This is a genomic window from Pedobacter sp. BAL39 (assembly GCF_000170795.1).
Classification (GTDB): Bacteria; Bacteroidota; Bacteroidia; order Sphingobacteriales; family Sphingobacteriaceae; genus Pedobacter.
On record NZ_ABCM01000005.1, the window covers coordinates 82447 to 104675 of the forward strand.

The window sequence follows — 22229 nt, forward strand, 5'->3', positions numbered from 1 at the left end:
TTAAGGGTTTGACTTAAACAGTTCTTGCATGGATGAAACCTCTTTCTGTTCCATTGTCCGCTGCCTTGAAATACCAATGCCCTGGGCATTAAAGTGCCGCAGGAACAAAAGCTTGTCCTGCATATCTTCAAAAATCCGGTCTATTGCGGCCAGCCGATCATCGTCGGACATACGCAGTTCTCCGGCGGTAATCACCATTAACAGCGCTTCCAGATTTTGCAGGCTCTGCTTGTTAAGCTGCGAGTAAACCGAGGCCATATAATCCACTTCAGCGGTGATAAACTGCCCGCCGGACTTGAACCTGCTAAATGCTGCTTTATATTCGGATAGGATGTTGCCCTGCGTTTTGATGATCCCTGCGATCTTATGGTATCTTCTCACTTCCGGGCTAACTGCCATCAGTCCATCAAGAAAAGTTTCATGCAAGGAGAAATTGCCTTTGGATATATCACGAACGGCATTATAACCCTTACTGATAATCTGGTAGCCAGCTTTCATATCCTTCAGGATATTTTTAAACTGCGACAGTTTTTCCACGTTTAAAATCAACTGCTGTACCTCGGCGGACTGCGCTTTTACACGATTTGCCGAACATAAGACCAGCAGACCGAAGCAAAAAAAACTTAGCTTACTCAATTTCATACCACCTCCTGATCTGGTTAATGGATTCCTGTTCCCTATTCTTTTGACGGATCAGCATTCGCAGGTCGGTACTAAAGGAAAGTGCAAAATCATATTTATCCTGCATCGACAACCGCAGTTTTTCGAGCCGACCCAAACGCTCGTTGTCTTTCATTTCCAGCTTACCGGATGTGATTATCAGAAACAATTCCTCCAGATCACTGGCACATTCAGCTAAAAGATTTGCCTTGACCAATGAAACGTACACCCAATCATTTGCATTCAGCTCCGATGCTTTCCAGCTTTTCAGCACGGAAATGATACCCAGGCCGCCGTTAACGATCTCAGCAACCGCTGCGCTGTTTTTAACAGCTGGGTTTACCGCAGCCAGTGATGCAAAGAAATTCCGGTGCAAACTGAATTCTCCATTAGTTATATCCTTAACCGCATGGATGCCACCGCCCACAATATCATAGCCTTTCTTTGCGTAGCCGATGTAAATCTGCAAGGCGGCGATCTGCTGTAACAGGTATTTTTTCTGCGTTTTCTTCTGATTAAAAATCTCTCCCCAGGTCTGTGCCGAACCTGAAAAAGCCCAGAGGGATAATGCAACCAGCATTACCAGTCCGCATAGTTTCCTACTCAATCCCATACAGTTTTTTAATGATGTTCAGATCACCCGCTTCTTTTGCCCTGGACAGGCTCAGTTTAATTTGGCGGGTATTGAACTGCTTCAAGTCAAAATAATTCTGGTCGATCTTCACCGCTACCTGCTCAATGATTTCTAGGCGTTTGGCATCATCCATCTGCACCTTGAACGAGTTGACGACTAATAACAGTTGATCGATGTTTTTCAGACTGGCATCCAGAATCCCCTTAAAGACATCTTCCATGAAGCCAAGTTCATCCGGGCTGAAATGTTTGTCTTTGGCAAACAGGCTTTTGGCCTGCCTGTATTCTTCCACAATATCCGCCTGCCGCTGGGTAATGTCCCTGATCCGCTGGTAATAGGCGATGGCAGATTTGATCCTTGCCAGCTCGTCAAAGTATTTACCATACAGTTCCTTTTGGCGGGTCGTCCAATCGGCGATCTCTGTCAGCTTCAATTTAGACAAGGTATTTTCCAATACCTTTTGTGCATTTTGCAGCCAGATGGTCTGGTTCTGCAAACGCTGCACTTTCAGATCCAGCGCCTTGATCACCTTTTTAACACCTGCTTTAATCACTTCGGCAATAGCGACCTGCGCTGAAACCTGTTTGGTGGGCATTGCTACCAGCAGTACCACCAAACTGAGTGGCATTACTACATAATATACCTTTGCTCTATTTATAAATTCTCTCATAAGCTGCCCTCTTTTATGGTTTAACCTTATGGTATTCTCGCTGCATCAAAAGCAGGCTTCCTTTATCGGGAAAGAAACTGATCTTTTTGCCCTGGGCATCGATGATCAGCGTTTTAGTTTTCCCGTCAAACCTGCCGATATACTCGCGGATCTTTCGCTCAGATGGTTGAAGCTTCCCGTTCCTTACCGTCTGGAAAGCGGATTTTCTAATTACCTGGTAGTCTCCCTGATCGCCGTAAGGCATAATGACCAGCGTATCTTTGGAGATACTGTATTCACCGGATTCATAACTGGCATAGGTGCCATCGATAGATGATTTAATGCTGTTTTCACAGGATGCGAAAAACAGCATTGCTGCAAAGCAGCCAAATAATATTGCTTTTATTCTTTTCATAAAATTTCAGAATTAAAATGATTTACTGAGCCTTCTTCTGGCGAAGCTCTTCAGCCAGTATGGTAATTCCCTTTTCCATGCTGCCGTACTTTTCAGCATATTCCATGACGCGAAGCTTTTCGCTTTCCTCCGTCGTATAAGCCAAATACTCGGAAACTGACAGCTCGTTGCGGTATACGCTAAGCTTCTGCCCGCCCTGATCGATAAAGACCTCACGGTAATTTTTACCTTTCTCATTGGCCTTGTTGACCGATAAAAGCAGGGCTTTGGCCTTATCAGACAAACCCAGCGTCTCTTGCAGTTTGTCAAACTTGTTCATGAACTTGCGCATATCCAGCAGGATTTTGGTATCTGATAAATTGATCACTGTTTCCTTGATGATGGGCGAAGAAATCAAATCGTCCACCTCCTGGGTAATCAGTGCCGCGATCCCATTGAACTTACGAACCGTCTTAAAAAGGTATTTAATAAAATGGCTCATACCAGTCTTTGCAATGGCGACCCATGCCTCATCGATTGCCAATATCTTGCGTTGCCCTTTTAGCTTGCGCATTTTGGAAATGAACATTTCCATGATGATGATCGTAACCACGGGAAACAAAACCTCATGCGAGCGGATGTTGTCCAGTTCAAAAACGATAAAGCGCTCATTCAGCAGGTCTAAATTCTCGGTAGCATTGAGCAGATAATCAAACTCGCCGCCCTTATAGTATGGGTTCAAAACATACAGCAGGTTACCCAGATCAAAATCCTTTTCCTTGACCTTGCCGTTTTCCATCACCTGCATATATTCCAGCATCAGAAAATCATAGAAGGAATTAAAGCCAGGAAAGACAGATGAGTTTTCTGCTAAATATTCATAGTACAGGGTGATAGCACCAGAGATCGCCACGTATTCCGAGCGGCTGAAATGCTCACCGTCCCGTTTCCAGAGCGCCAAAAGCAGGGTTTTTAAACTCTCTTTCTTTTCAATATCCAGCACATCATCTGTACCAATAAAAAAAGGATTGAATTTAATCGGGTTCTCTTCGGTATAGCTAAAGTAATAGCCACCTACCAGATCACAAAGCCCCTTATAACTGCCGCCAATGTCAATGGTCACACAATGTGTTCCTTCATCGTAAAGTGTACGCAACATGTGGTTACAGGCCATTGACTTACCCGCGCCACTACCACCGCAGATGAACAGGTTCCGGTTGGTGACCACCCCCGTTTTCATTGGCTGATCGAATAAATCCACATACACAGGTCTGCCAAAACTCCGGTCACCAAAGCGGATGCCTGTACCATCAGACTTCGCATTACTTTCCATATTCAAAAAGCAGCTGGCCTGTTCTACAAAGGTGTCAAAAGTATCATTGACCGGAAAATCTGCGGCATTGCCTGGGATGCCTGCCCACCAGATTTGAGCTGCTCCGTCCGTTTCCTGTCTGGCCACCGCATCCATGCCAGCCAAAAGCTGCCGGATTTTCTGCCGTTCTGGTGTTATCCCTTTCTTTGGCAGTTGCAGTTTATAAGTGGGCTTATCTGGCGCTTTTTCCTTGATGGGTTTTGATCTTTGTCTCATGGCAATTATTGTTTATGCCAAAGATTGAGGTTGAAATTTTTGGGCATTCCCCTGTTGGGAATGAAAGGGGAGTTAGCATTTATAGATGAGCTTAGATTAATTTTGTAATTTTATAACTTAACCTTACCAAATGACACAGCAAACCACCACGATAGAAAACTATACGGCAGACCGTCCTGTAAAGGAAGCGAAAGAAGATAGATTTCAACGATACAATTTTTCCAAACGGATTGCTGAAACCATAATTAACAGAAAAAGCAAGGAAAGCATAGTTTTTGGATTGTTTGGAGCATGGGGAGAAGGTAAGTCATCAGTATTGAACTTCATTGATGAAGAATTAGCTAAAGATGATACAGTAATTAGAATAAATTTGAATCCATGGCGCTACAGCGATGAAGAAACCCTTTTAATGAGCTTTTTTAATAAGGTTGCCACCGCACTCGATAAACAACTGAAGACCAAAATAGAAAAAGTAGGCGGCCTTGTTAAAAAATATGGATCATCAGGGCGAATACTGGGATTCGACTTTTCAGGAATTGGTCAAGCAGTATCAGAGACAAAGCTTGAGGAATTTAAAGAGCGGGTCGATGAATTTCTAAATGAAAGCAGTAATAAGATCGTAATTACCATAGATGATATAGATCGGTTAGACAAACAGGAAATATATACTCTATTCCGTTTAGTTAAGCTTACAGCAGATTTTTCAAATACAACTTACATATTGTCTTTTGACGAGGCGATGGTAGCGGCGGCTATTGGAGAGCGATTTGGTGCTGGTGATAAAAACTCGGGCATGAGTTTTTTAGAGAAAATAATTCAAATACCCTTAACGATACCAAAAGCCCAGCCTGAAGCTTTGAAGAAGTTTTGCTTTGATATGATTAACAATGCCATTGATGCTGCAACAATTACTTTAACGGAAACAGAAGTACAACGGTTCGTTTATCAATTTAGCACCAATATTCTTCCTCGCCTGAACACGCCCCGTCTTGCTGTAAGATTTGGGAACTCACTTTCATTTTCTCTACCGCTTTTGAAGGGTGAAGCAAACATGGTTGATTTGATGCTAATAGAGGCACTTAAAATATTTTATCCAGATCATTATCAATTTATTAAATCAAATCCTGATTATTTCATTGGTTCTTACACCAATTTCGGAATGGGTAATAATCAACAAAAAATAAAAGATATTAAAGTGAACTTAGATACTCTAGGTAAGGGTTTTAATAAAGTTGACCGTGCAAATATTTTAGATATAATTAGTAACCTGTTTCCGAATTTAGATACTGTTTACGATAACTTTCATTTTTCGGAAGAAAATAAGGACGACTGGTATAGAGCAAAGCGTATTGTGGCTCCACAATATTTTGACAGATACTTTTCCTATGCTGTGGTTGAGGGTGATATATCGGACATCGAATTTGATCTTCTGTTAAAAAAGCTTGACAATTCTGCAGCCCAAGAGATTGCAAATCAAGTAAGGGATATAATTAGCCGAAGCTCTGCTGGTTCTCTTATTCAGAAACTTAGGACACACGAAACTAGTTTAAACTGGAAAGATAGTCAAACCATTGCAAAATCAATCTGCTTGGTTACTGACCTCTTTTCAAATAAAGGCGGCATGCTTGGTTATGGATACGACACTCAGGTGGGACAGGCTGCTATTTTCATTTATCAGCTTTTAAAAAACAATAAAGAGGAAAACATCTTTGAGTTTGCAAAGGAACTCATGAACTATCCCCAAGATTTTGCGTTTGCATATAGTTTAAACAACTGGTTAAGAACGGGGGATCGTCCCGAAGATAAGTTGTTTGATTTAGCGCAATATCAGGAATTAGCTAAGATATTAACCGAACGAGCTGTAAAAGAAGCTGGCGATGAAACCATTTTTGAAAAATTTCCAGATCAAATACATTATCTAGTAGCAACTTGGAAAGAGCGTGACAACGATAGTTTACAATTATACATTAAGCAATATCTTGATAGAGATAAAGGAGATGTTTTGAACTTACTTAAATCATTTGTTCCCGTACAAAGAACCAGTGGGCGGGAAGGAGAATTTAAGAGTGACATCAATAAAAGTCAATATGAATACATTGTATCCTATTTTGACAAACATGATTTACACAGGCGCCTATTGTTAAACTTCACGCTTGAAGAATTGGAATCGGAAGAACCTTTTTGGATTGATATGACCGAGCAAGATTTTACACCATTGAATATGTCAAGGCAGTTTCATAAGTGGTATAAAAAAGAAACGACGGATGTACCCTCAGAATCATAAAGTATGGAAGAACTGAAATCATATTGCGGGGAGCTGATCAACCGAATGGATAAAGAGCTGCTGAACATTCGCTTAGAATATCCAAAGTCGGATCAGTGGGCGCAAATTTCTATTGAGATTATTGAGGTCTACCTTGGCGAACTCAAAGCCTACATCTTAGAACATCCATTCAAAAAGAGATCAGAGGAAATATACTTTTTCAAGTATGTAAAGCCGGTAGTGATGGGAAGAATGATTTATATGTGTGAAGTTTACAATACTGAGGTATTCCGGCCTGCACACCATACCAATGAGGATAAGGAATATTTAATTGATGAGGTAGATGAGATTGAAAATTACTTTCGCCGCAATGAACATCTGTTCGATTATTACAAAGAAGATTTGGACTCCCTAGATACTAAGTATTTCGTCCGTAATGTGGACGATCGGTTTACGAAGCGAGATATGGCAATAGATATTGATCCGGTTTTCTTTTACAGTGATCGTTCTTTTTCTACTGGCTTTGATTATGCTTTTGCTAAAATTAGGGCTATGGAACTTTTAAAAGATCATCTAGAAAATGAGTTTGAAGCCTCGTTGCTTGCAGGGGATGAAGTACCTAAAACTAAACTGACATTTACTGGAAGCAACGCAGATTTTTTAGAGGTGGTGGAGATGGTCAAGCAAATTGGAATGCCACCTAATCCCGAAACAGGTAAGCCCTACACCGAGGAAGAATTATTTGAAAAGCTTAAAGGCGGGCTGGAAACCAATCTGCCGGATGGGATCGATTTTAATACATTAAAACTGATCAGCGGCAATAGTGATCTGCCGGAAAAAATGCTGGATGCGCTGGATAAGCTACATGATAAATGGGATGACGAGGATAGGGATATAGATTACGATGATCCTGATGACAAGAAAGATTAAATCTAAATTCTATTATTCTGTAGTTTCTTCGTCTTCATCGTCCACTTCAAAATAAGATACTGTTTCAGTATGTGACCCATAATTTTTCTTCTTAAACTCTCCATTCTCTTCAAGAAAAATTACAAACTTCTCTATTGTATCCTTCATCGCGAGATTTATTCGCAATGAAGTCTGATCTTTAAAAATAACTCCGTCACTTATCATCTCCTTAATTACAGACCAATTACTGTTTTTGTAACGATAGCTAACTCCCTCACTATTTCTAAATCTTCGAAATTCCTTACTCCTTAATCCCTCAGACAGCTTTGTGTACGTTTCATTTAGCTCTGTTTCAGAATTTACTAGTTTTTGCATTTCCTTAACTATACTAGGGCCATCCTTTTTATACCTATCAAATATTGCATCATCCATTCTCGTATATTCATACGATTTTAAGTTCTTGAAATTGGATATGATTTTTGACTTTTTCCGTTTATCGCTAAATCTATCTATAGAAGTAGCAACGATTATTATGAATGCTATTATTAGTAGCAGACCAAAAAAGTAAGATATTAAGCGAATAACTTGAGTCCAAGCAGAACCATAAAATGTTTGTTCTAAAAAACTGTAATCCTTTTTTACATCAATAGCACTCATAACTGTTATGTCTTTTTGACCTGCTATTTTACCAGTTGAAAGAATTCTGGGTACTACATCCTTCTTATGAAGCACTAAAATTTTAATGATGAAATATTCTTTTGATTCCAAAATAACCTGAGAAAAATTGATCTTTTCATTCGTTAGAATTCTAGTCTTAACATTGCGTTTCAAATAGTCGCTACTAGCATTAATCAGTTCAGGAGTCTCAATTATTCTACCTCCCTTAATTTGCATTCCTAGAGGTTCATTTGAATCATAATATTCTTTAAGAATATCTTTATCTCCATGATTTACGACTTTAATGGTAAATATTTTTAGATTTTGCTTCGTTTGCTTCAAATTGGTGCTATCATAAGTGACCTCCAGTTTACTCAAATCAGCATTAAAGTCTAATACATTAGTATTAGCCACAATCTCATAGGTTAAGTCAACCTTTTGTTCTTGAAGAAAAGCGTAAATAGTTATAATTGTTCCTGCAATACCGAGTAAAGTAATTACCGTCCTTGATAAAAAGCTCTCAAATAGATTCTTAAAGAAGTTATTTTCCATGTTTATATTTGGTTTCTCATAATTTTATATTCGATCTTTTGGCGAAGGTAAGTATTAAACTAATTATTATATAAACTTCCCCATACCTTCCCATATTGGGTTTGTCTCTTATGTAGTCTTCGGATTTTTGGTTTTTAAAACCATAATTAGTTTGCCCATGGAGATAGAACATTATAACCCAGAAATGATTAAGCCTGAAATTGCTATCGAAATTCTTGCTAAAAATGGTGTCAAAATGGATAGAGAAGAAGCAAAAAAAGTCTTGGAAATACTATATTTTTTAGTTAAATTGTCTGTAAATCAGATAGTTGATGACGAAAATAGTAAAATATGAAAACAGCAGATTTGTATATCCGTGTAAGTACGGATGAGCAGGCCGACAAAGGCTATTCCCAGCGTGACCAGGAAGAACGATTGAGGAAGTATTGCGATATTAATTGTATCGCAATCAACAAAGTAATTTTTGAAGATCATTCGGCTAAGACTTTCAACCGCCCCGAGTGGATCAAATTATTAGCCGATATTAAAAGATATAAAGGCAAACGTAGTTTGATCCTTTTTACAAAATGGGATCGGTTTAGCAGAAATACTGGAGATGCCTATGGCATGATTGCCATACTTAGGAAATATGGTGTAGAACCGCAGGCCGTAGAACAACCGCTTGATTTATCTGTACCAGAAAACAAGATGATGCTGGCATTTTACCTCGCTGCTCCTGAAGTAGAGAATGACCGTAGGGCATTAAATACATTTAACGGAATGCGTAGGGCAAAAAAAGAAGGTCGCTGGATGTCTACCGCTCCGCTCGGTTACAAAAATTTCATTACTGCTGACGGTAAAAAGTACATTGCACCGAATGAACCGCAAGCTGGACTAATGAAATGGGTGTTTAAAGAAATTGCCAAAAATAATTACGGTGCTGATCAAATTCGTAAAATCGCAAATCAAAAGGGGCTGAGATGTCCCCGTATGAATTTCTGGAGGTTAATTAGAAATCCCGTTTACTGCGGAAAAATAACTATCCCCCAACATAAGGACGAAGACCTTGCTATTGTAGATGGTCAGCATGAGGCGTTAATTACCGAAACATTATTTTACGATGTTCAAGATGTTCTGGAAGCGAGAAAAAGAAAGAAGGCTTTAAAGGAAGTCTCTTTAGATCATTTGCCACTTAGGGGGTTGATCCATTGCCCGAAATGCCACCGTATGTTGACAGGCAGCAAATCAAAAGGTAAATACAAACACTATTATTACTATCACTGTCTTTCTGAATGTGGCGTAAGGTATAATGCTTTGGAAGCAAACGACCTTTTTTTGAAGCAGTTAAAGGAAGTCACGGTTAAACCTGCTGCAACTGAATTGCTAAAACTGGTCATAACCAAAGTTTACAAATCTCGAACTCAAAATGACCTAACTGATAAAAAAGCGATTTTGGTTGATATTGAAAGTTTAAACGCTAAAGTGAGCAAAGCGAGAGAGTTACTTTTAAGTAGTGATATTGATCCATCCGACTATAGAACCATCAAGGCCGACTGTGAGGAGAAAATACGCCGTTTAGAAGCTAAAATGGCACGTGTTTCCGCTCAGCCGTTGGTGAGGATTGGAATTGAAAAGCTGGTCAATAAAGTTATAAAAGGGCTTTCTAAGCTTGATGAGTTGTATGTTAATGCTAATGTAGCTGATAAGCGTAGAATTATCTGCTGTCTGTATCCTAACAAACTTCAGTTCGACGGAGAAATTTATCGAACACCTAAATCTAATACTGTAGTGGACTTAATTCTGTTGATTAACAGCAAGTTAGACGGAAATAAAAAAGGGAAAGAAATTCATTTTGAACCTCTTTCCCTTATCGTAGCCCGTAGGGGAATCGAACCCCTGTTTCCAGAATGAAAATCTGGCGTCCTCACCCCTAGACGAACGGGCCATTTTTAGATTGCCTTGACCTCTCGATCACGAACCTAATTGGTAGCGGGGACCAGACTCGAACTGATGACCTTCGGGTTATGAGCCCGACGAGCTACCAACTGCTCCACCCCGCACTATATCTTTTCAAAAAACCGCTGTGCTCTGCAAAGCGGATCGTAGCCCGTAGGGGAATCGAACCCCTGTTTCCAGAATGAAAATCTGGCGTCCTCACCCCTAGACGAACGGGCCATTTTAGATTGCCTTAACCTCTCGGTTACGAACCTATTTTTGGTAGCGGGGACCAGACTCGAACTGATGACCTTCGGGTTATGAGCCCGACGAGCTACCAACTGCTCCACCCCGCACTTTATACAATTTCGTAAGTCTCTGTTAAATCCTTAACTCTTCTTCCGAATTGGAATGCAAAGATATAATTCGTTTCTTTGTACTGCAAATTTATTTTAAAAAATATTTCCATGTCGCACAAAGCAGGTTTTGTAAGTATAATCGGGAAGCCCAATGTGGGCAAATCCACGTTAATGAATGCCCTGATAGGGGAAAAACTGAGCATCATCACTCCTAAAGCACAGACTACCAGGCACCGTATTCTCGGAATTGTCAACGAAGAAGAATACCAAATTGTCTTTTCCGACACCCCGGGAATCATAAAACCCAAATACGGACTGCAGGATTCAATGATGACTTCTGTAAAAGGTGCACTTACCGACGCCGACTTAATTCTCTTTGTGACAGACATTAATGAACAGCACGATGAAAATGATGTGCTTGAAAAAATTATCGACACCACCATTCCTATGATCGTACTGATCAACAAGATCGACAACGCGACACAGGAGCAGGTGGAAGAGAAATCAGCCTTCTGGCAGGAAAAATTAAACCCTAAATATATATTTGCAATCTCTGCTTTACACCAGTACAACCTGGAAGGCATCATGGACAGGGTACTGGACTTCCTTCCTGAACATCCTGCCTATTATGATAAAGAAGACCTGACTGACCGCAACCAGAGGTTCTTTGTGTCAGAAATCATCCGTGAAAAGATCTTTAACAACTATCAGAAAGAAATCCCTTATAGTACGGAAGTAGTCATCACCGCCTTTAAAGAAGAAGAAAAACTGGTCAGGATCAGTGCGGAAATCATCGTTGAGCGCGACTCCCAGAAAAACATCCTCATAGGTAAAGGTGGATCCATGCTTAAAAAAGTTGGTATGGAAGCACGTAAGGACATCGAGAAATTTTTAGACCAGAAAGTCTTCCTGGAGACCTTTGTAAAGGTACTTCCCGATTGGAGATCTAAAAAGAACTACTTAAAAAGTTTCGGGTACGAAAATTAAGCTTACCTTTGCAACCCCTTAATAATTAATACAATTCATACATACACATGAGCAACATTATCGCAATCGTCGGAAGACCAAACGTAGGCAAATCTACCCTATTTAACCGCTTAACAGAGAGTCGCAAAGCTATTGTTGATGATTTTAGCGGTGTAACGCGTGATCGTCATTATGGTTCCGCAGAATGGACCGACAAACAATTTACCGTCATTGATACTGGTGGATATGTAGCAAACTCTGAGGATGTCTTTGAAGCCGCCATTCGTGAGCAGGTGGTCATTGCCATTGAAGAAGCTACCGTTTTATTATTTATGGTGGATGTCGTTACCGGCATTACTGACCTGGACGATGACATCGCCCAGTTATTGAGACGCAGTAAAAAGCCTGTTTTCATTGTTGTCAATAAAGTGGACAACACACAACTTCAGAATGATGCTTCTGTATTCTACGGCTTCGGACTGGGAGAAATCTATCCGATCTCTTCTATGACGGGTTCAGGTACAGGAGATCTTCTTGATGAAGTGATCAAACACTTTGAGGATATCCCTGAAGAAGAAAATGCCTTGCCGAAAATTACCATTGTCGGCAGACCTAACGTAGGTAAATCTTCCCTGATCAATGCACTGATAGGTAAAGAAAGAAATATCGTGACTCCTATTGCGGGAACTACCCGGGATTCTATACACATTCACTACAACCAGTTCGGACATGAGTTCATGTTCATCGACACAGCTGGTCTTCGCAAAAAGACAAAAGTAAAAGAGAACATTGAATTTTATTCTGTCATGCGTACCATTAAAGCTTTGGAAGAAGCAGATGTGGTCGTACTCATGATCGACGCGATGGAAGGCCTCGAATCACAGGATGTGAACATCTTCCATCTTGCCGAGAAAAACAAAAAAGGTATCGTTATCCTGGTCAACAAATGGGATTTAGTAGAAAAAGATAGCAAGACAATTAAAATCTTTGAAGATCAGATCCGCCAGAAATTACAGCCGTTCACAGATGTACCGATCATATTTACTTCAGTACTTAACAAACAACGGATCTTCCAGGCCATCGAAACCTCACTTGAGGTATTCAAAAACAGGGGTAAAAAAGTACCTACCTCGAAACTGAATGATGTCATGCTGCCAATCATTGAGAACTATCCGCCGCCAGCACTTAAAGGAAAGTACATTAAGATCAAATACATCACACAGATCAACGGTTCATCTCCGATGTTCGCCTTCTTCTGTAACCTTCCGCAGTACATCAAAGAGCCTTACAAACGTTTTATTGAGAATAAACTGCGTGAGCACTTTGACTTTAGCGGCGTACCGATCCAGATTTACTTCAGACAAAAATAACTCGCAGGCAAAATCATATTGCGGTCATTCGACGTAGAAAATCCTCCAGACAGGTCAGCTTAAGCTGGCCTGTTTGCTGATCAGACATTCCTTTCAGCTGGCACCGGTAGCTTCATTTCAAACCACACTTATCAAACCACATTCAAAGGTTGTACAGTTTAATCCAAAAATAAAGGTAAGTTTTACTGCAGACTGCTTAGGGCCTGTTTCACCATGGCATCGTTCATATTTAAGGCTTTGTAATACCCGGAATCTCCAAGGTGATATTTACACAGCAAGACCTTAATGTCATTATAAATGAGTGGCCTGGCGGCCTGTAGCAGTTTAGGCTCGATGACCAGGTCTTTGGTCTGTACGTACTTTACAAAATCTTTATAATCTGCATCATTGATATTGAAGGTAGCCATATTCTGTTCCAGGAATGAGGCTGTGTACCGACTGGCAAGGATATCATAAACAAAGTCAAACATTACCTTTTGGGCAACCAGCTTTGCGTAAAAACGATTGTACCCACTGGTATCCATCTTCACATAAATGTCCGGGCGAATCCCTCCGGGATCAACAACCGGTTTAATGACCTTTACACTATCCTTAAGTGTCGTCGTCCTTTCACTCGTAAGCTCTCCATCATTGAAGCGGTCTTCGATTTCATTCTGATACGCCGCATAACCCTTTTTATAGGATTTCTGAATGCTGCGACCTGAGGGAGTGTAATACCTTGCAATAGTGAGATTTAAGGCAGAGCCATCTCCAAAAGGAAACTGCTCCTGCACAAGGCCCTTTCCAAAGGAACGACGGCCAATGATTACCCCCCGGTTCAGGTCCTGTACCGCACCGGCAAGAATTTCGCTCGCAGATGCAGAGTTCTCATTGATCAGGATCACAAGTTTACCTTGCTCAAACTCCCCACCTCCGGTCGTAAAATAATCTGTACGGGGTTCGTGTTTTCCCTGGGTGTATACGATAAGTTTATTCTCCTCCAGCAACTGATTGGCAAGGCCTGTAGCAGCGGTCAGATAGCCTCCACCATTGTCACGAAGGTCCAGCACCAGCTTCTTCATCCCTTTTGCCTTGAGGTTCTTTACACAAGACACAAAATCCAAATCGGTATCTGCACCGAACTTACTGATGCGGATGTATCCCGTTTCGGGATTCAGCAAATAAGAAGCATCAATACTGCTCACCTTCACCTTCCCCCTATTGACGGTGAAAAGTACCGGATGCAATGCTCCCGGATGCAGAATACTCAACTTCACAGCAGTTCCCTTTTTACCTTTTATCTTCCCGATCATCTTTTCCCTTGGCAGAGAGCGGCCACTCACAAAGGTGGTGTCGATCTTTAAGATCTTGTCCCCCTGGCGAAGTCCCGCAGCAAAGGCCGGCCCGTTTTTGATCACATTTGTAATCAACAAAGTATCATTCAGGATATAATATTCAATGCCAATTCCTTCAAAGTTCCCTCCCAAACTCTCGGAAAGCTCATTCGCAGCTTTGGCAGGCAGATAGATGCTATGTGGATCCAGCTTATGAAGTAAACTGTCGATAGGCAGGTGGTGCAGACTGTCTGCATCCACGTCGTCCACGTAATTTCTGTTGATGATGTGGATGATCTCATCCACCTTTTCGTTATCATTTGAAGCGTAACTGATGACCCTGTCTATACTATATCCCTGGTCCCTTAAAAATTTATAGCCAAGGAACATCCCCCCGATTAAGGTGATGGCATAAGCGAGGGCAAGAAAAAGATTAGACCTGGTACTTTTCTTCATGGACAGACTACTGCGTAAAGTTATGAAATTACCCAGTTATTTAACAAACTAAGTCTCATTCATTTATAATTGTTTCAGATTTTTTATTTTTCAATTATAAATCACCTGATTTCCAAGAAAAAACCGATTTTTCTTAATATTTCTGGTTTAAAAAGAAAATCCCGATTTTTAGCAAAAATATCAAATATGATCAGAGTAACTGAGCAAGACTCGAAGTACACAAACATTGATCAGATGTCTGTACTTGAAATTCTTCAGGGTATCAACAATGAAGATCAAACAGTTGCCATTGCTGTGAAGCAGGCGATTCCGCAGATCGCACAACTGGCGTCCTCAGTTGCTGACCGTATGGCCATGGGGGGCAGGTTATTTTATATCGGCGCCGGCACCAGCGGCAGGCTCGGTGTAGTAGATGCTTCGGAATGCCCTCCAACATTTGGCGTGCCCTTCGACCTTGTCCTGGGCATCATTGCAGGTGGAGACCAGGCCATTCGCAGAGCGGTCGAAAATGCAGAAGACAACACTGCACAGGCATGGAAGGACCTTATGGAATACCAGATCAATGAAAAAGATTGCCTGATCGGTATCGCAGCATCTGGTACCACTCCCTATGTAGTCGGCGGACTAAACACGGCACGGGAGCATGGCATCCTCACCGGATGTATCATCTGCAACAGCGGAGGCCCCATTGTCGCTGCGAGCGACCATCCAGTAGAAGTCGTAGTTGGACCGGAATTCCTTACCGGCTCCACCCGGATGAAATCGGGCACCGCACAAAAGATGGTGCTGAACATGCTCAGTACCACCGTAATGATCAAACTTGGAAAAGTCAAAGGCAATAAAATGGTTGATATGCAGTTAACCAACCATAAGCTGGTAGATCGCGGCACCCAGATGATCATGGACGAACTAAACATAGGCCGCGAGCAGGCAGCAGAATTGCTAAACCAATACGGAAGCGTCAGAAAAGCTGTGGAAGCAGTCACAAAATAAAACGATATGCACGAAATTGAACCTTTCTACCTTTGGCGTGACGACTATATTGCCGCCGAAGACGAGCGTTCGCCTTTTTACAATACTGAGTATTCAGAATTCTATTTTGATAAACAGCTGTACAACTTTCTCATTCACCCGCAATGGGACGACTTTGGCTCCAGCACCCTGTACCTGAAGGTGCTCTTTGCCGATTACGACCGTGGTTATGCCATTATCGAATTCATTGGCGAATGGAACGATGCCATCAGCAATGACATCATGCTTTTAAAAAGAGAGATTCTGGAGCTGATGATTGACGAAGGCATTAACAAATTTATCCTCATCGGAGAAAACATCCTCAATTTCCATTCTTCGGAAGACAGCTACTATGAAGAATGGTTTCAGGATGTCGAAGACGGATGGATAACCGGCGTAAATTTCCAGGAGCATGTCATCAACGAATTCAGGTCCAACAATATTGACTACTACATCAACTTCGGCGGTCAACTTGACGATTTGGCATGGAGAACATTGAAACCACTTCAGTTATTTAAGAAAATCGAAGAAATGCTGACAAAAAGGCTTGGGGCATAGGTTTTGCTAAACAATTACTATTAGTATATTTAAATAAATTTTAACACAAATGGACAACAACAATAATTTCAACTGGACACAGAAAGATGTTTATGTGCAAGATCAAACTGGGGTAGTTGCCAAAAAGTTTTTTGCAAATGTTTTCTTATGGATGTTTGTAGCCCTTACCTTATCTACGCTGTCGGCAATCTTTATGACCAGCAGCCCTGAAATCTACAGTGCTTTGCGCAACCTGGAAACCGGTAAACCGACTACATTGGGATGGATCGCTACTTTTGCGCCCCTTGGACTTGTTCTTTTAATGAGTGCCGGCCTGAGCAGGCTTTCTTATACTGCCCTTATCGGTGTTTTCATTTTATACTCCGCGTTAACAGGTGTGAGCCTTAGTTTTATCTTATTAATATATACTTCAGCATCAGTGATCACTTGTTTTGCTGCAGCTGCAGGTATCTTTGGGATCATGGCCTTCTTAGGATATACTACTGATGTGGACCTGAGCAAATTCGGACCCATCCTGATGGTAGGTGTCGTTGGACTGATCATTGCCAGCGTAGCGAATATGTTTATTCAGAGTGAAAGCTTCAGCCTTTTCATGGCGTTTGTAGGGATCGCAATCTTCACTGCCCTTACCGCATATGACGTGCAGAAACTGAAAAGAATCGGCGCAGGGCTTGAAGAAAGTGGCGCACAGATTCAAGATGCTGACACTAAAAAACTAGCCATCATGGGTGCACTGTCTCTTTATCTGGACTTCCTCAACATCTTCATTTATCTGTTGAGAATCTTTGGAGACAGAAGATAATTGTCATTTATAACAAAAAAAATTAGGCTGCATCTATTGCGGCCTTTTTTATGCCCATTACTTCGCATCAATTCAACGGCATCAATGGCCAAGACCCTCATCAGAATTAAATTTCGGAGAGCAACAAGAATTGCCTGACTTCTGCAATTTTATATGCTTTAACAGCCGTTTCCTTGGAATTGATTTTTCTTTGTTGCACTTTTGCACTGCTTATAGAGAAAGACGGAGGGATTAGACCCTGCGAAGTCTTAGCAACCTGTGCTTACAAGGTGCTACATTCTACCGGGACCGGCATACTGGCCACCGAAAGATAAGTTGGAGTCGCCCCCTGCCCCGCATTTCAATAAGCCTTTTTGAGTACACATTCTGGACAAAAATGGCCAGTGACCATCACTTTACAGTTGTCGTACCCACCTAATACAAAGAAACTAAATGGACATTAGAGCAGAGTTAGAAAAACGCATTTTGATCATCGACGGCGCCATGGGCACCATGATACAGCGCTACAATCTAACAGAAGAAGATTTTAGGGGAGAAAGGTTTAAAGACCATCCATGTGATGTTAAGGGTAACAATGACCTGTTGAATCTTACCCGTCCTGACATCATCAAAGAAATCCATACGGAATACCTGAGGGCAGGTACCGATATCATAGAAACCAACACGTTCAGCACACAGCGCATCTCCCTGGCCGACTACCAGATGGAGGAGCTCGACTATGAGATGAGTTTTGAGGGTGCACGCGTTGCCCGACATGCTGTAGATGATTTTATGGCTGCTCATCCCGATAGAAAATGTTTCGTTGCAGGCGCGGTAGGTCCAACCAACAGGACGCTTTCCATCTCTCCGGATGTCAATGACCCCGGGTTCCGGGCCCTGACCTTCGATGAGCTGGTAGATGCTTATGACCAACAGGTTCGCGGACTGGTTGATGGTGGTGCAGACCTCCTCCTGATTGAAACCATTTTTGATACGCTAAATGCCAAGGCAGCAATCTTCTCTATCAAGAAGTACGAAGCCATCATCGGCAGAAAAATAGAAATCATGATCTCCGGGACCATCACTGATGCTTCTGGCAGAACTTTATCTGGACAAACCGTTGAGGCCTTCCTCAACTCCATTATCCACGCCAAACCATTGAGCATCGGCTTTAACTGCGCATTGGGTGCCAAAGAAATGAGGCCTCACATCGAGGAGCTCGCTGCAAAGGCACCATGTTATGTCTCTGCCTACCCCAACGCAGGATTGCCCAATGAATTTGGCGCCTACGATGAGATGCCTCATGAAACGGCACATTTGGTAGAGGATTTTATTCAGCATGGCTTTGTCAACATTGTCGGAGGATGCTGTGGAACAACACCTGAACATATCGGCTGCATTGCCGAAAAAGCACGCGGGATCACACCGAGAAAAATTGCTGAACTAAAACCTTTCATGCGCCTGAGCGGGCTGGAACCTGTGACCATTACTCCGGAGAGCATCTTCGTTAACATCGGTGAGCGTACCAACATCACCGGTTCCCCGAAGTTCTCTAAGCTCATCCTGAGCGGCGACTATGAGGCTGCGCTTACCGTTGCCCGCCAGCAGGTAGAAGGTGGTGCACAAGTGATCGATGTCAACATGGATGAAGGGATGATCGACTCAGAAGCGGCAATGACCAAATTCCTCAACCTGATCGCCTCAGAACCAGACATCTCCAAATTGCCCATCATGGTCGATTCCTCAAAATGGTCGGTCATCGAAGCAGGGTTAAAATGCCTGCAGGGGAAAGGGATTGTCAACTCCATCTCCCTCAAAGAGGGTGAAGATAAGTTCAGGGAAAGTGCCCTTAAAATTATGGATTACGGTGCCGCCGTAGTGGTGATGGCCTTCGATGAGAAAGGTCAGGCTGATAACTATGAACGCCGGAAAGAGATCTGCGGACGCTCTTACAATATATTGGTCCACGAGATCGGCTTCCCTCCGGAAGACATCATCTTTGACCCCAACATCCTTACCGTTGCGACGGGTATGGATGAACACAATAACTATGCGGTAGACTTCATCAATGCCACCCGCTGGATCAAGGAAAACCTCCCCCACGCAAAAGTGAGCGGCGGGGTATCCAACATATCCTTCTCCTTCAGGGGAAACAATACCGTCAGGGAAGCCATGCACTCCGCCTTCCTCTACCACGCTATTGGCGCGGGAATGGACATGGGGATTGTCAACGCAGGGATGCTGGAAGTTTACCAGGAAATACCACCGGAACTATTGGAACGTGTGGAAGATGTATTGCTGAACCGCAGGGACGATGCTACGGAACGACTGGTAGAGTTTGCCGACACCATCAAGTCCAAAGGCAAAGAGGTGGTCAGGGATGAAGAGTGGAGAAAAGGTAGCGTCGAAGAAAGACTTTCACATGCATTGGTAAAAGGGATTATTGAATACCTGGATGCCGATGTGGAAGAAGCCCGACAACGGTATGCCCGCCCGATACAGGTGATCGAAGGCCCCTTGATGGACGGAATGAACATTGTCGGAGACCTCTTTGGTGCAGGAAAAATGTTCCTTCCCCAAGTCGTGAAATCTGCCAGGGTAATGAAAAAGGCGGTGGCCTACTTGCTTCCATTTATTGAACAGGAAAAGCTGGATAACCCTGACGGCGACCAAAGCTCATCGGCTGGACGGGTACTGATGGCTACCGTAAAAGGCGACGTACACGATATCGGCAAAAACATTGTCGGCGTAGTCCTTGCCTGTAATAACTTCGAGATTGTCGACATGGGCGTGATGGTGCCTGCGCAGGAGATCATCAAAAAAGCACGCGAGATCAATGCTGATATCATCGGGCTGAGCGGACTGATTACCCCTTCTCTCGATGAAATGGTACATTTCGCCAAAGAGATGGAACGTGAGGGATTTACCATTCCTTTGATCATCGGCGGAGCCACCACCTCCAGGATCCATGCCGCCGTTAAGGTAGCACCCAACTATTCGGGACCTGCAATCCATGTATTGGATGCGTCCAGAAGTGTAACGGTATGTAGTACCCTGATGAATAAGGAAACCAGGGATGATTACATCAATGGCATCAGGGCAGAGTATGATAAAGCACGTGAGGCACACCTGAACAAACGTTCCGACAAAAGATTCAAATCTTTGGACGTTGCCCGCGAAAACAAGTTTAAAATAGACCTGGATCAGGTAGCTCCGGCTCCAAGTTTCACAGGAACCAAAGTTTTCGAAGATTATCCACTGGAGGAGCTGGTGCCCTACATCGACTGGACCCCATTTTTCCATACCTGGGAACTGCGTGGCAGTTATCCCAGAATTTTTGAAGACAAGCTTGCCGGAGATGAGGCACGTAAATTATTCGATGACGCTCAGGTATTACTGAAACGCATTATCGACGAAAAGCTGCTCACCGCCAAAGGGGTGATCGGATTCTGGCCTGCAAATACTGTAGGTGATGACATCATCCTTGATGTAGAAGGTAAAGAAGTGACTATACATACCCTGCGCCAGCAGGCCGAAAAAGTAGATGGCCAACCCTACTATGCGCTGTCCGACTTCGTAGCCCCAAAAGAATCAGGCGTTGCCGATTACTTCGGAGGTTTTGCCGTCACCACCGGTATCGGCTGTGATGAGCTGGTTGCGGAGTTTGAGGCCAATTATGACGACTACAACAGCATCATGGCAAAAGCGCTGGCCGACAGGCTTGCCGAGGCTTTTGCGGAACGCATGCATGAGCTGGTGCGCAAGGATTACTGGGGTTATGCCCAGGATGAACACCTCAGCAACGAAGCCCTGATCAAGGAGGAATATGCTGGTATCCGCCCCGCACCGGGATATCCCGCCTGCCCGGAACATACCGAAAAAGGTACCCTCTTTGAATTGCTGGATGCAGAGAACAGGATCGGACTGCGACTGACAGAAAGTTACGCCATGTACCCCACAGCAGCTGTCAGCGGTTTCTATTTCGCACATCCTCAATCGCGTTACTTCGGTCTCGGCAAGATCCTCAAAGACCAGATTGAAGAATATGCCCTGAGAAAGGACATGCCTGTGGAAGAAGTGGAGAGGTGGCTTAGCCCTAACCTAGCCTATTAACAAAAATCACCGGACTTAAACACCAAATACCAGACTTACATACCACCATATTAATGAAGATTGTAGACCACATCAAAAACGCAAAGGGAAAGACCCTTTTCTCTTTCGAATTGTTACCCCCCATTAAGGGACAAAGCATCAAAGGAATCTTCGATGCCATCGACCCGCTTATGGAATTCAACCCTCCGTTTATTGACGTGACCTACCTTCGTGAAGATTATATCTATAAACAACATGCCAATGGCCTGCTGGAAAAAGTAGCCTATCGCAAACGGCCTAGTACAGTGGCCACTTGCGCTGCCATCATGAACAAGTACAGGGTAGACGCCGTTCCTCACCTCATCTGCGGTGGCTTTACAAAAGATGAAACTGAGAACGCCCTGATTGATCTTCAGTTTCTGGGTATCGACAATGTGCTGGTGTTACGTGGTGATGCGAGAAAAAGCGACAGCGCTTTTGTACCCACCCCGGATGGCCACGCTTATGCTTCGGAACTGCTCCAGCATGTGGTCAACATGAACAATGGCCGTTACCTGCACGATGACATCGACAACCTGGAAAAGACAGATTTCTGCATCGGCGTAGCAGGATACCCGGAGAAACACTTTGAGTCCCCAAATCTGGACACCGACTTCAAATACCTGAAACAAAAAGTCGAGGGCGGAGCGGACTTTATCGTTACGCAGATGTTCTTCGACAACAGGAGATACAAGGCTTTTGTGGATAAATGCCGCGAAAATGGCATCAACGTACCCATTATCCCGGGGCTGAAACCAATTACCAACAGTAAACAGCTAATGTCGCTACCTAAAGTTTTCCATCTGGATATTCCTCTGGAGCTGACAGAGGCCATTCAATCCTGCAAGTCTGAGAAGGAAGTTAAGGAAGTCGGCATCGAGTGGATGATCCACCAATGCAAGGAGTTGAAAGAGATGGGCGCCCCCGTGCTCCATTTTTATACTATGGGCAACCCAGAGCCAACCAGGAAAATTGCCCGTGCAGTATTCTAGCTTTTCATATTTTTGCCTTTTTTCTGGAATACTCTTTGTACCTTTCAACTATCAACTTATCGTCATGATGCA

General features: G+C 42.9%; 18 protein-coding genes, 4 tRNA genes and 1 riboswitch. Of the genes, 11 read left to right on the forward strand and 11 right to left on the reverse strand.

The window, feature by feature from the left end; translation table 11 throughout:
- Genes PBAL39_RS08405 through PBAL39_RS08425 form a run of 5 tightly spaced genes read right to left on the reverse strand, consistent with a single transcriptional unit; the run spans position 1 to position 3925 of the window.
- A complete protein-coding gene (locus PBAL39_RS08405; RefSeq protein WP_008240342.1) occupies positions 1-642 on the reverse strand; it encodes a hypothetical protein in 642 nt (213 codons plus the stop codon).
- Positions 629-1240 (reverse strand): hypothetical protein, encoded by a 612-nt coding sequence (locus PBAL39_RS08410; RefSeq protein WP_008240343.1) that lies wholly within the window; start codon positions 1238-1240, stop codon positions 629-631. The genes PBAL39_RS08405 and PBAL39_RS08410 overlap by 14 nt, the downstream gene beginning before the upstream one ends.
- Positions 1241-1259: 19 nt before the next feature.
- Entirely contained in the window at positions 1260-1964 is a 705-nt protein-coding gene (locus tag PBAL39_RS08415) for a hypothetical protein (protein ID WP_050784332.1), read from the reverse strand.
- Positions 1965-1977: 13 nt separating this feature from the next.
- Positions 1978-2358, reverse strand: coding sequence for a hypothetical protein (locus PBAL39_RS08420; protein WP_008240346.1), 381 nt, complete (start codon positions 2356-2358; stop codon positions 1978-1980).
- A 22-nt stretch (positions 2359-2380) separates the two neighbouring features.
- Positions 2381-3925, reverse strand: a complete 1545-nt coding sequence (locus tag PBAL39_RS08425; protein WP_008240347.1) for a TraG family conjugative transposon ATPase — start codon at positions 3923-3925, stop codon at positions 2381-2383.
- 130 nt (positions 3926-4055) lie between these two features.
- On the opposite strand from PBAL39_RS08425, the gene PBAL39_RS08430 reads away from it, so the two are divergent.
- Both PBAL39_RS08430 and PBAL39_RS08435 read left to right on the forward strand, forming a co-directional pair.
- The gene (locus PBAL39_RS08430; RefSeq protein WP_008240348.1) at positions 4056-6209 is read left to right on the forward strand and encodes a P-loop NTPase fold protein; all 2154 of its coding nucleotides are present in this window, start codon (positions 4056-4058) and stop codon (positions 6207-6209) included.
- A gap of 3 nt (positions 6210-6212) precedes the next feature.
- Positions 6213-7118, forward strand: a complete 906-nt coding sequence (locus PBAL39_RS08435) for an RteC domain-containing protein (protein WP_008240350.1) — start codon at positions 6213-6215, stop codon at positions 7116-7118.
- Between the two features lie 12 nt (positions 7119-7130).
- Here PBAL39_RS08435 and PBAL39_RS08440 read toward each other — a convergent pair whose 3' ends face one another.
- The gene (locus PBAL39_RS08440) at positions 7131-8306 is read right to left on the reverse strand and encodes a hypothetical protein (RefSeq protein ID WP_008240352.1); all 1176 of its coding nucleotides are present in this window, start codon (positions 8304-8306) and stop codon (positions 7131-7133) included.
- Between the two features lie 157 nt (positions 8307-8463).
- Between PBAL39_RS08440 and PBAL39_RS25300 the strand changes: the two genes are divergently transcribed.
- Entirely contained in the window at positions 8464-8640 is a 177-nt protein-coding gene (locus PBAL39_RS25300) for a hypothetical protein (protein WP_008240354.1), read from the forward strand.
- Entirely contained in the window at positions 8637-10196 is a 1560-nt protein-coding gene (locus PBAL39_RS25010) for a recombinase family protein (RefSeq protein WP_008240356.1), read from the forward strand. The genes PBAL39_RS25300 and PBAL39_RS25010 overlap by 4 nt, the downstream gene beginning before the upstream one ends.
- Here the strand turns inward: PBAL39_RS25010 and PBAL39_RS08445 are convergent.
- The 4 genes from PBAL39_RS08445 to PBAL39_RS08460 all read right to left on the reverse strand — a co-directional run bounded on the left by PBAL39_RS08445 (position 10159) and on the right by PBAL39_RS08460 (position 10576).
- Positions 10159-10230: transfer RNA gene (locus PBAL39_RS08445), tRNA-Glu, on the reverse strand. The two genes, PBAL39_RS25010 and PBAL39_RS08445, sit on opposite strands and share 38 nt — an antisense overlap.
- A gap of 39 nt (positions 10231-10269) precedes the next feature.
- Positions 10270-10345, reverse strand: a tRNA-Met gene (locus tag PBAL39_RS08450).
- 43 nt (positions 10346-10388) lie between these two features.
- Positions 10389-10460, reverse strand: a tRNA-Glu gene (locus PBAL39_RS08455).
- A gap of 40 nt (positions 10461-10500) precedes the next feature.
- Positions 10501-10576: transfer RNA gene (locus PBAL39_RS08460), tRNA-Met, on the reverse strand.
- 111 nt (positions 10577-10687) lie between these two features.
- Here PBAL39_RS08460 and era point away from each other — a divergent pair.
- Both era and der read left to right on the forward strand, forming a co-directional pair.
- Positions 10688-11566, forward strand: a complete 879-nt coding sequence (era, locus tag PBAL39_RS08465; RefSeq protein WP_008240358.1) for a GTPase Era — start codon at positions 10688-10690, stop codon at positions 11564-11566.
- Positions 11567-11613: 47 nt separating this feature from the next.
- Positions 11614-12915 carry a ribosome biogenesis GTPase Der gene (gene der / locus PBAL39_RS08470; RefSeq protein ID WP_008240359.1) on the forward strand — a complete coding sequence of 434 codons (1302 nt, stop codon included), beginning with the start codon at positions 11614-11616 and terminating at the stop codon, positions 12913-12915.
- A gap of 182 nt (positions 12916-13097) precedes the next feature.
- On the opposite strand, the gene PBAL39_RS08475 is transcribed toward der, so the two are convergent.
- Positions 13098-14684, reverse strand: a complete 1587-nt coding sequence (locus tag PBAL39_RS08475; protein WP_008240360.1) for a S41 family peptidase — start codon at positions 14682-14684, stop codon at positions 13098-13100.
- Positions 14685-14870: 186 nt separating this feature from the next.
- On the opposite strand from PBAL39_RS08475, the gene murQ reads away from it, so the two are divergent.
- The 5 genes from murQ to metF all read left to right on the forward strand — a co-directional run bounded on the left by murQ (position 14871) and on the right by metF (position 22157).
- Positions 14871-15677, forward strand: coding sequence for an N-acetylmuramic acid 6-phosphate etherase (murQ, locus tag PBAL39_RS08480; RefSeq protein ID WP_039866339.1), 807 nt, complete (start codon positions 14871-14873; stop codon positions 15675-15677).
- 6 nt (positions 15678-15683) lie between these two features.
- Positions 15684-16253 (forward strand): hypothetical protein, encoded by a 570-nt coding sequence (locus PBAL39_RS08485; protein WP_008240362.1) that lies wholly within the window; start codon positions 15684-15686, stop codon positions 16251-16253.
- A 49-nt stretch (positions 16254-16302) separates the two neighbouring features.
- On the forward strand, positions 16303-17055 hold the full coding sequence (locus PBAL39_RS08490; RefSeq protein ID WP_008240364.1) for a Bax inhibitor-1/YccA family protein: 753 nt from the start codon (positions 16303-16305) through the stop codon (positions 17053-17055).
- A gap of 207 nt (positions 17056-17262) precedes the next feature.
- Positions 17263-17372: riboswitch (SAM riboswitch) on the forward strand.
- Positions 17373-17487: 115 nt separating this feature from the next.
- Entirely contained in the window at positions 17488-21147 is a 3660-nt protein-coding gene (metH, locus tag PBAL39_RS08495) for a methionine synthase (RefSeq protein ID WP_008240366.1), read from the forward strand.
- Positions 21148-21200: 53 nt separating this feature from the next.
- On the forward strand, positions 21201-22157 hold the full coding sequence (gene metF / locus PBAL39_RS08500) for a methylenetetrahydrofolate reductase [NAD(P)H] (RefSeq protein WP_008240369.1): 957 nt from the start codon (positions 21201-21203) through the stop codon (positions 22155-22157).
- The last annotated feature ends 72 nt before the right edge of the window (positions 22158-22229 follow it).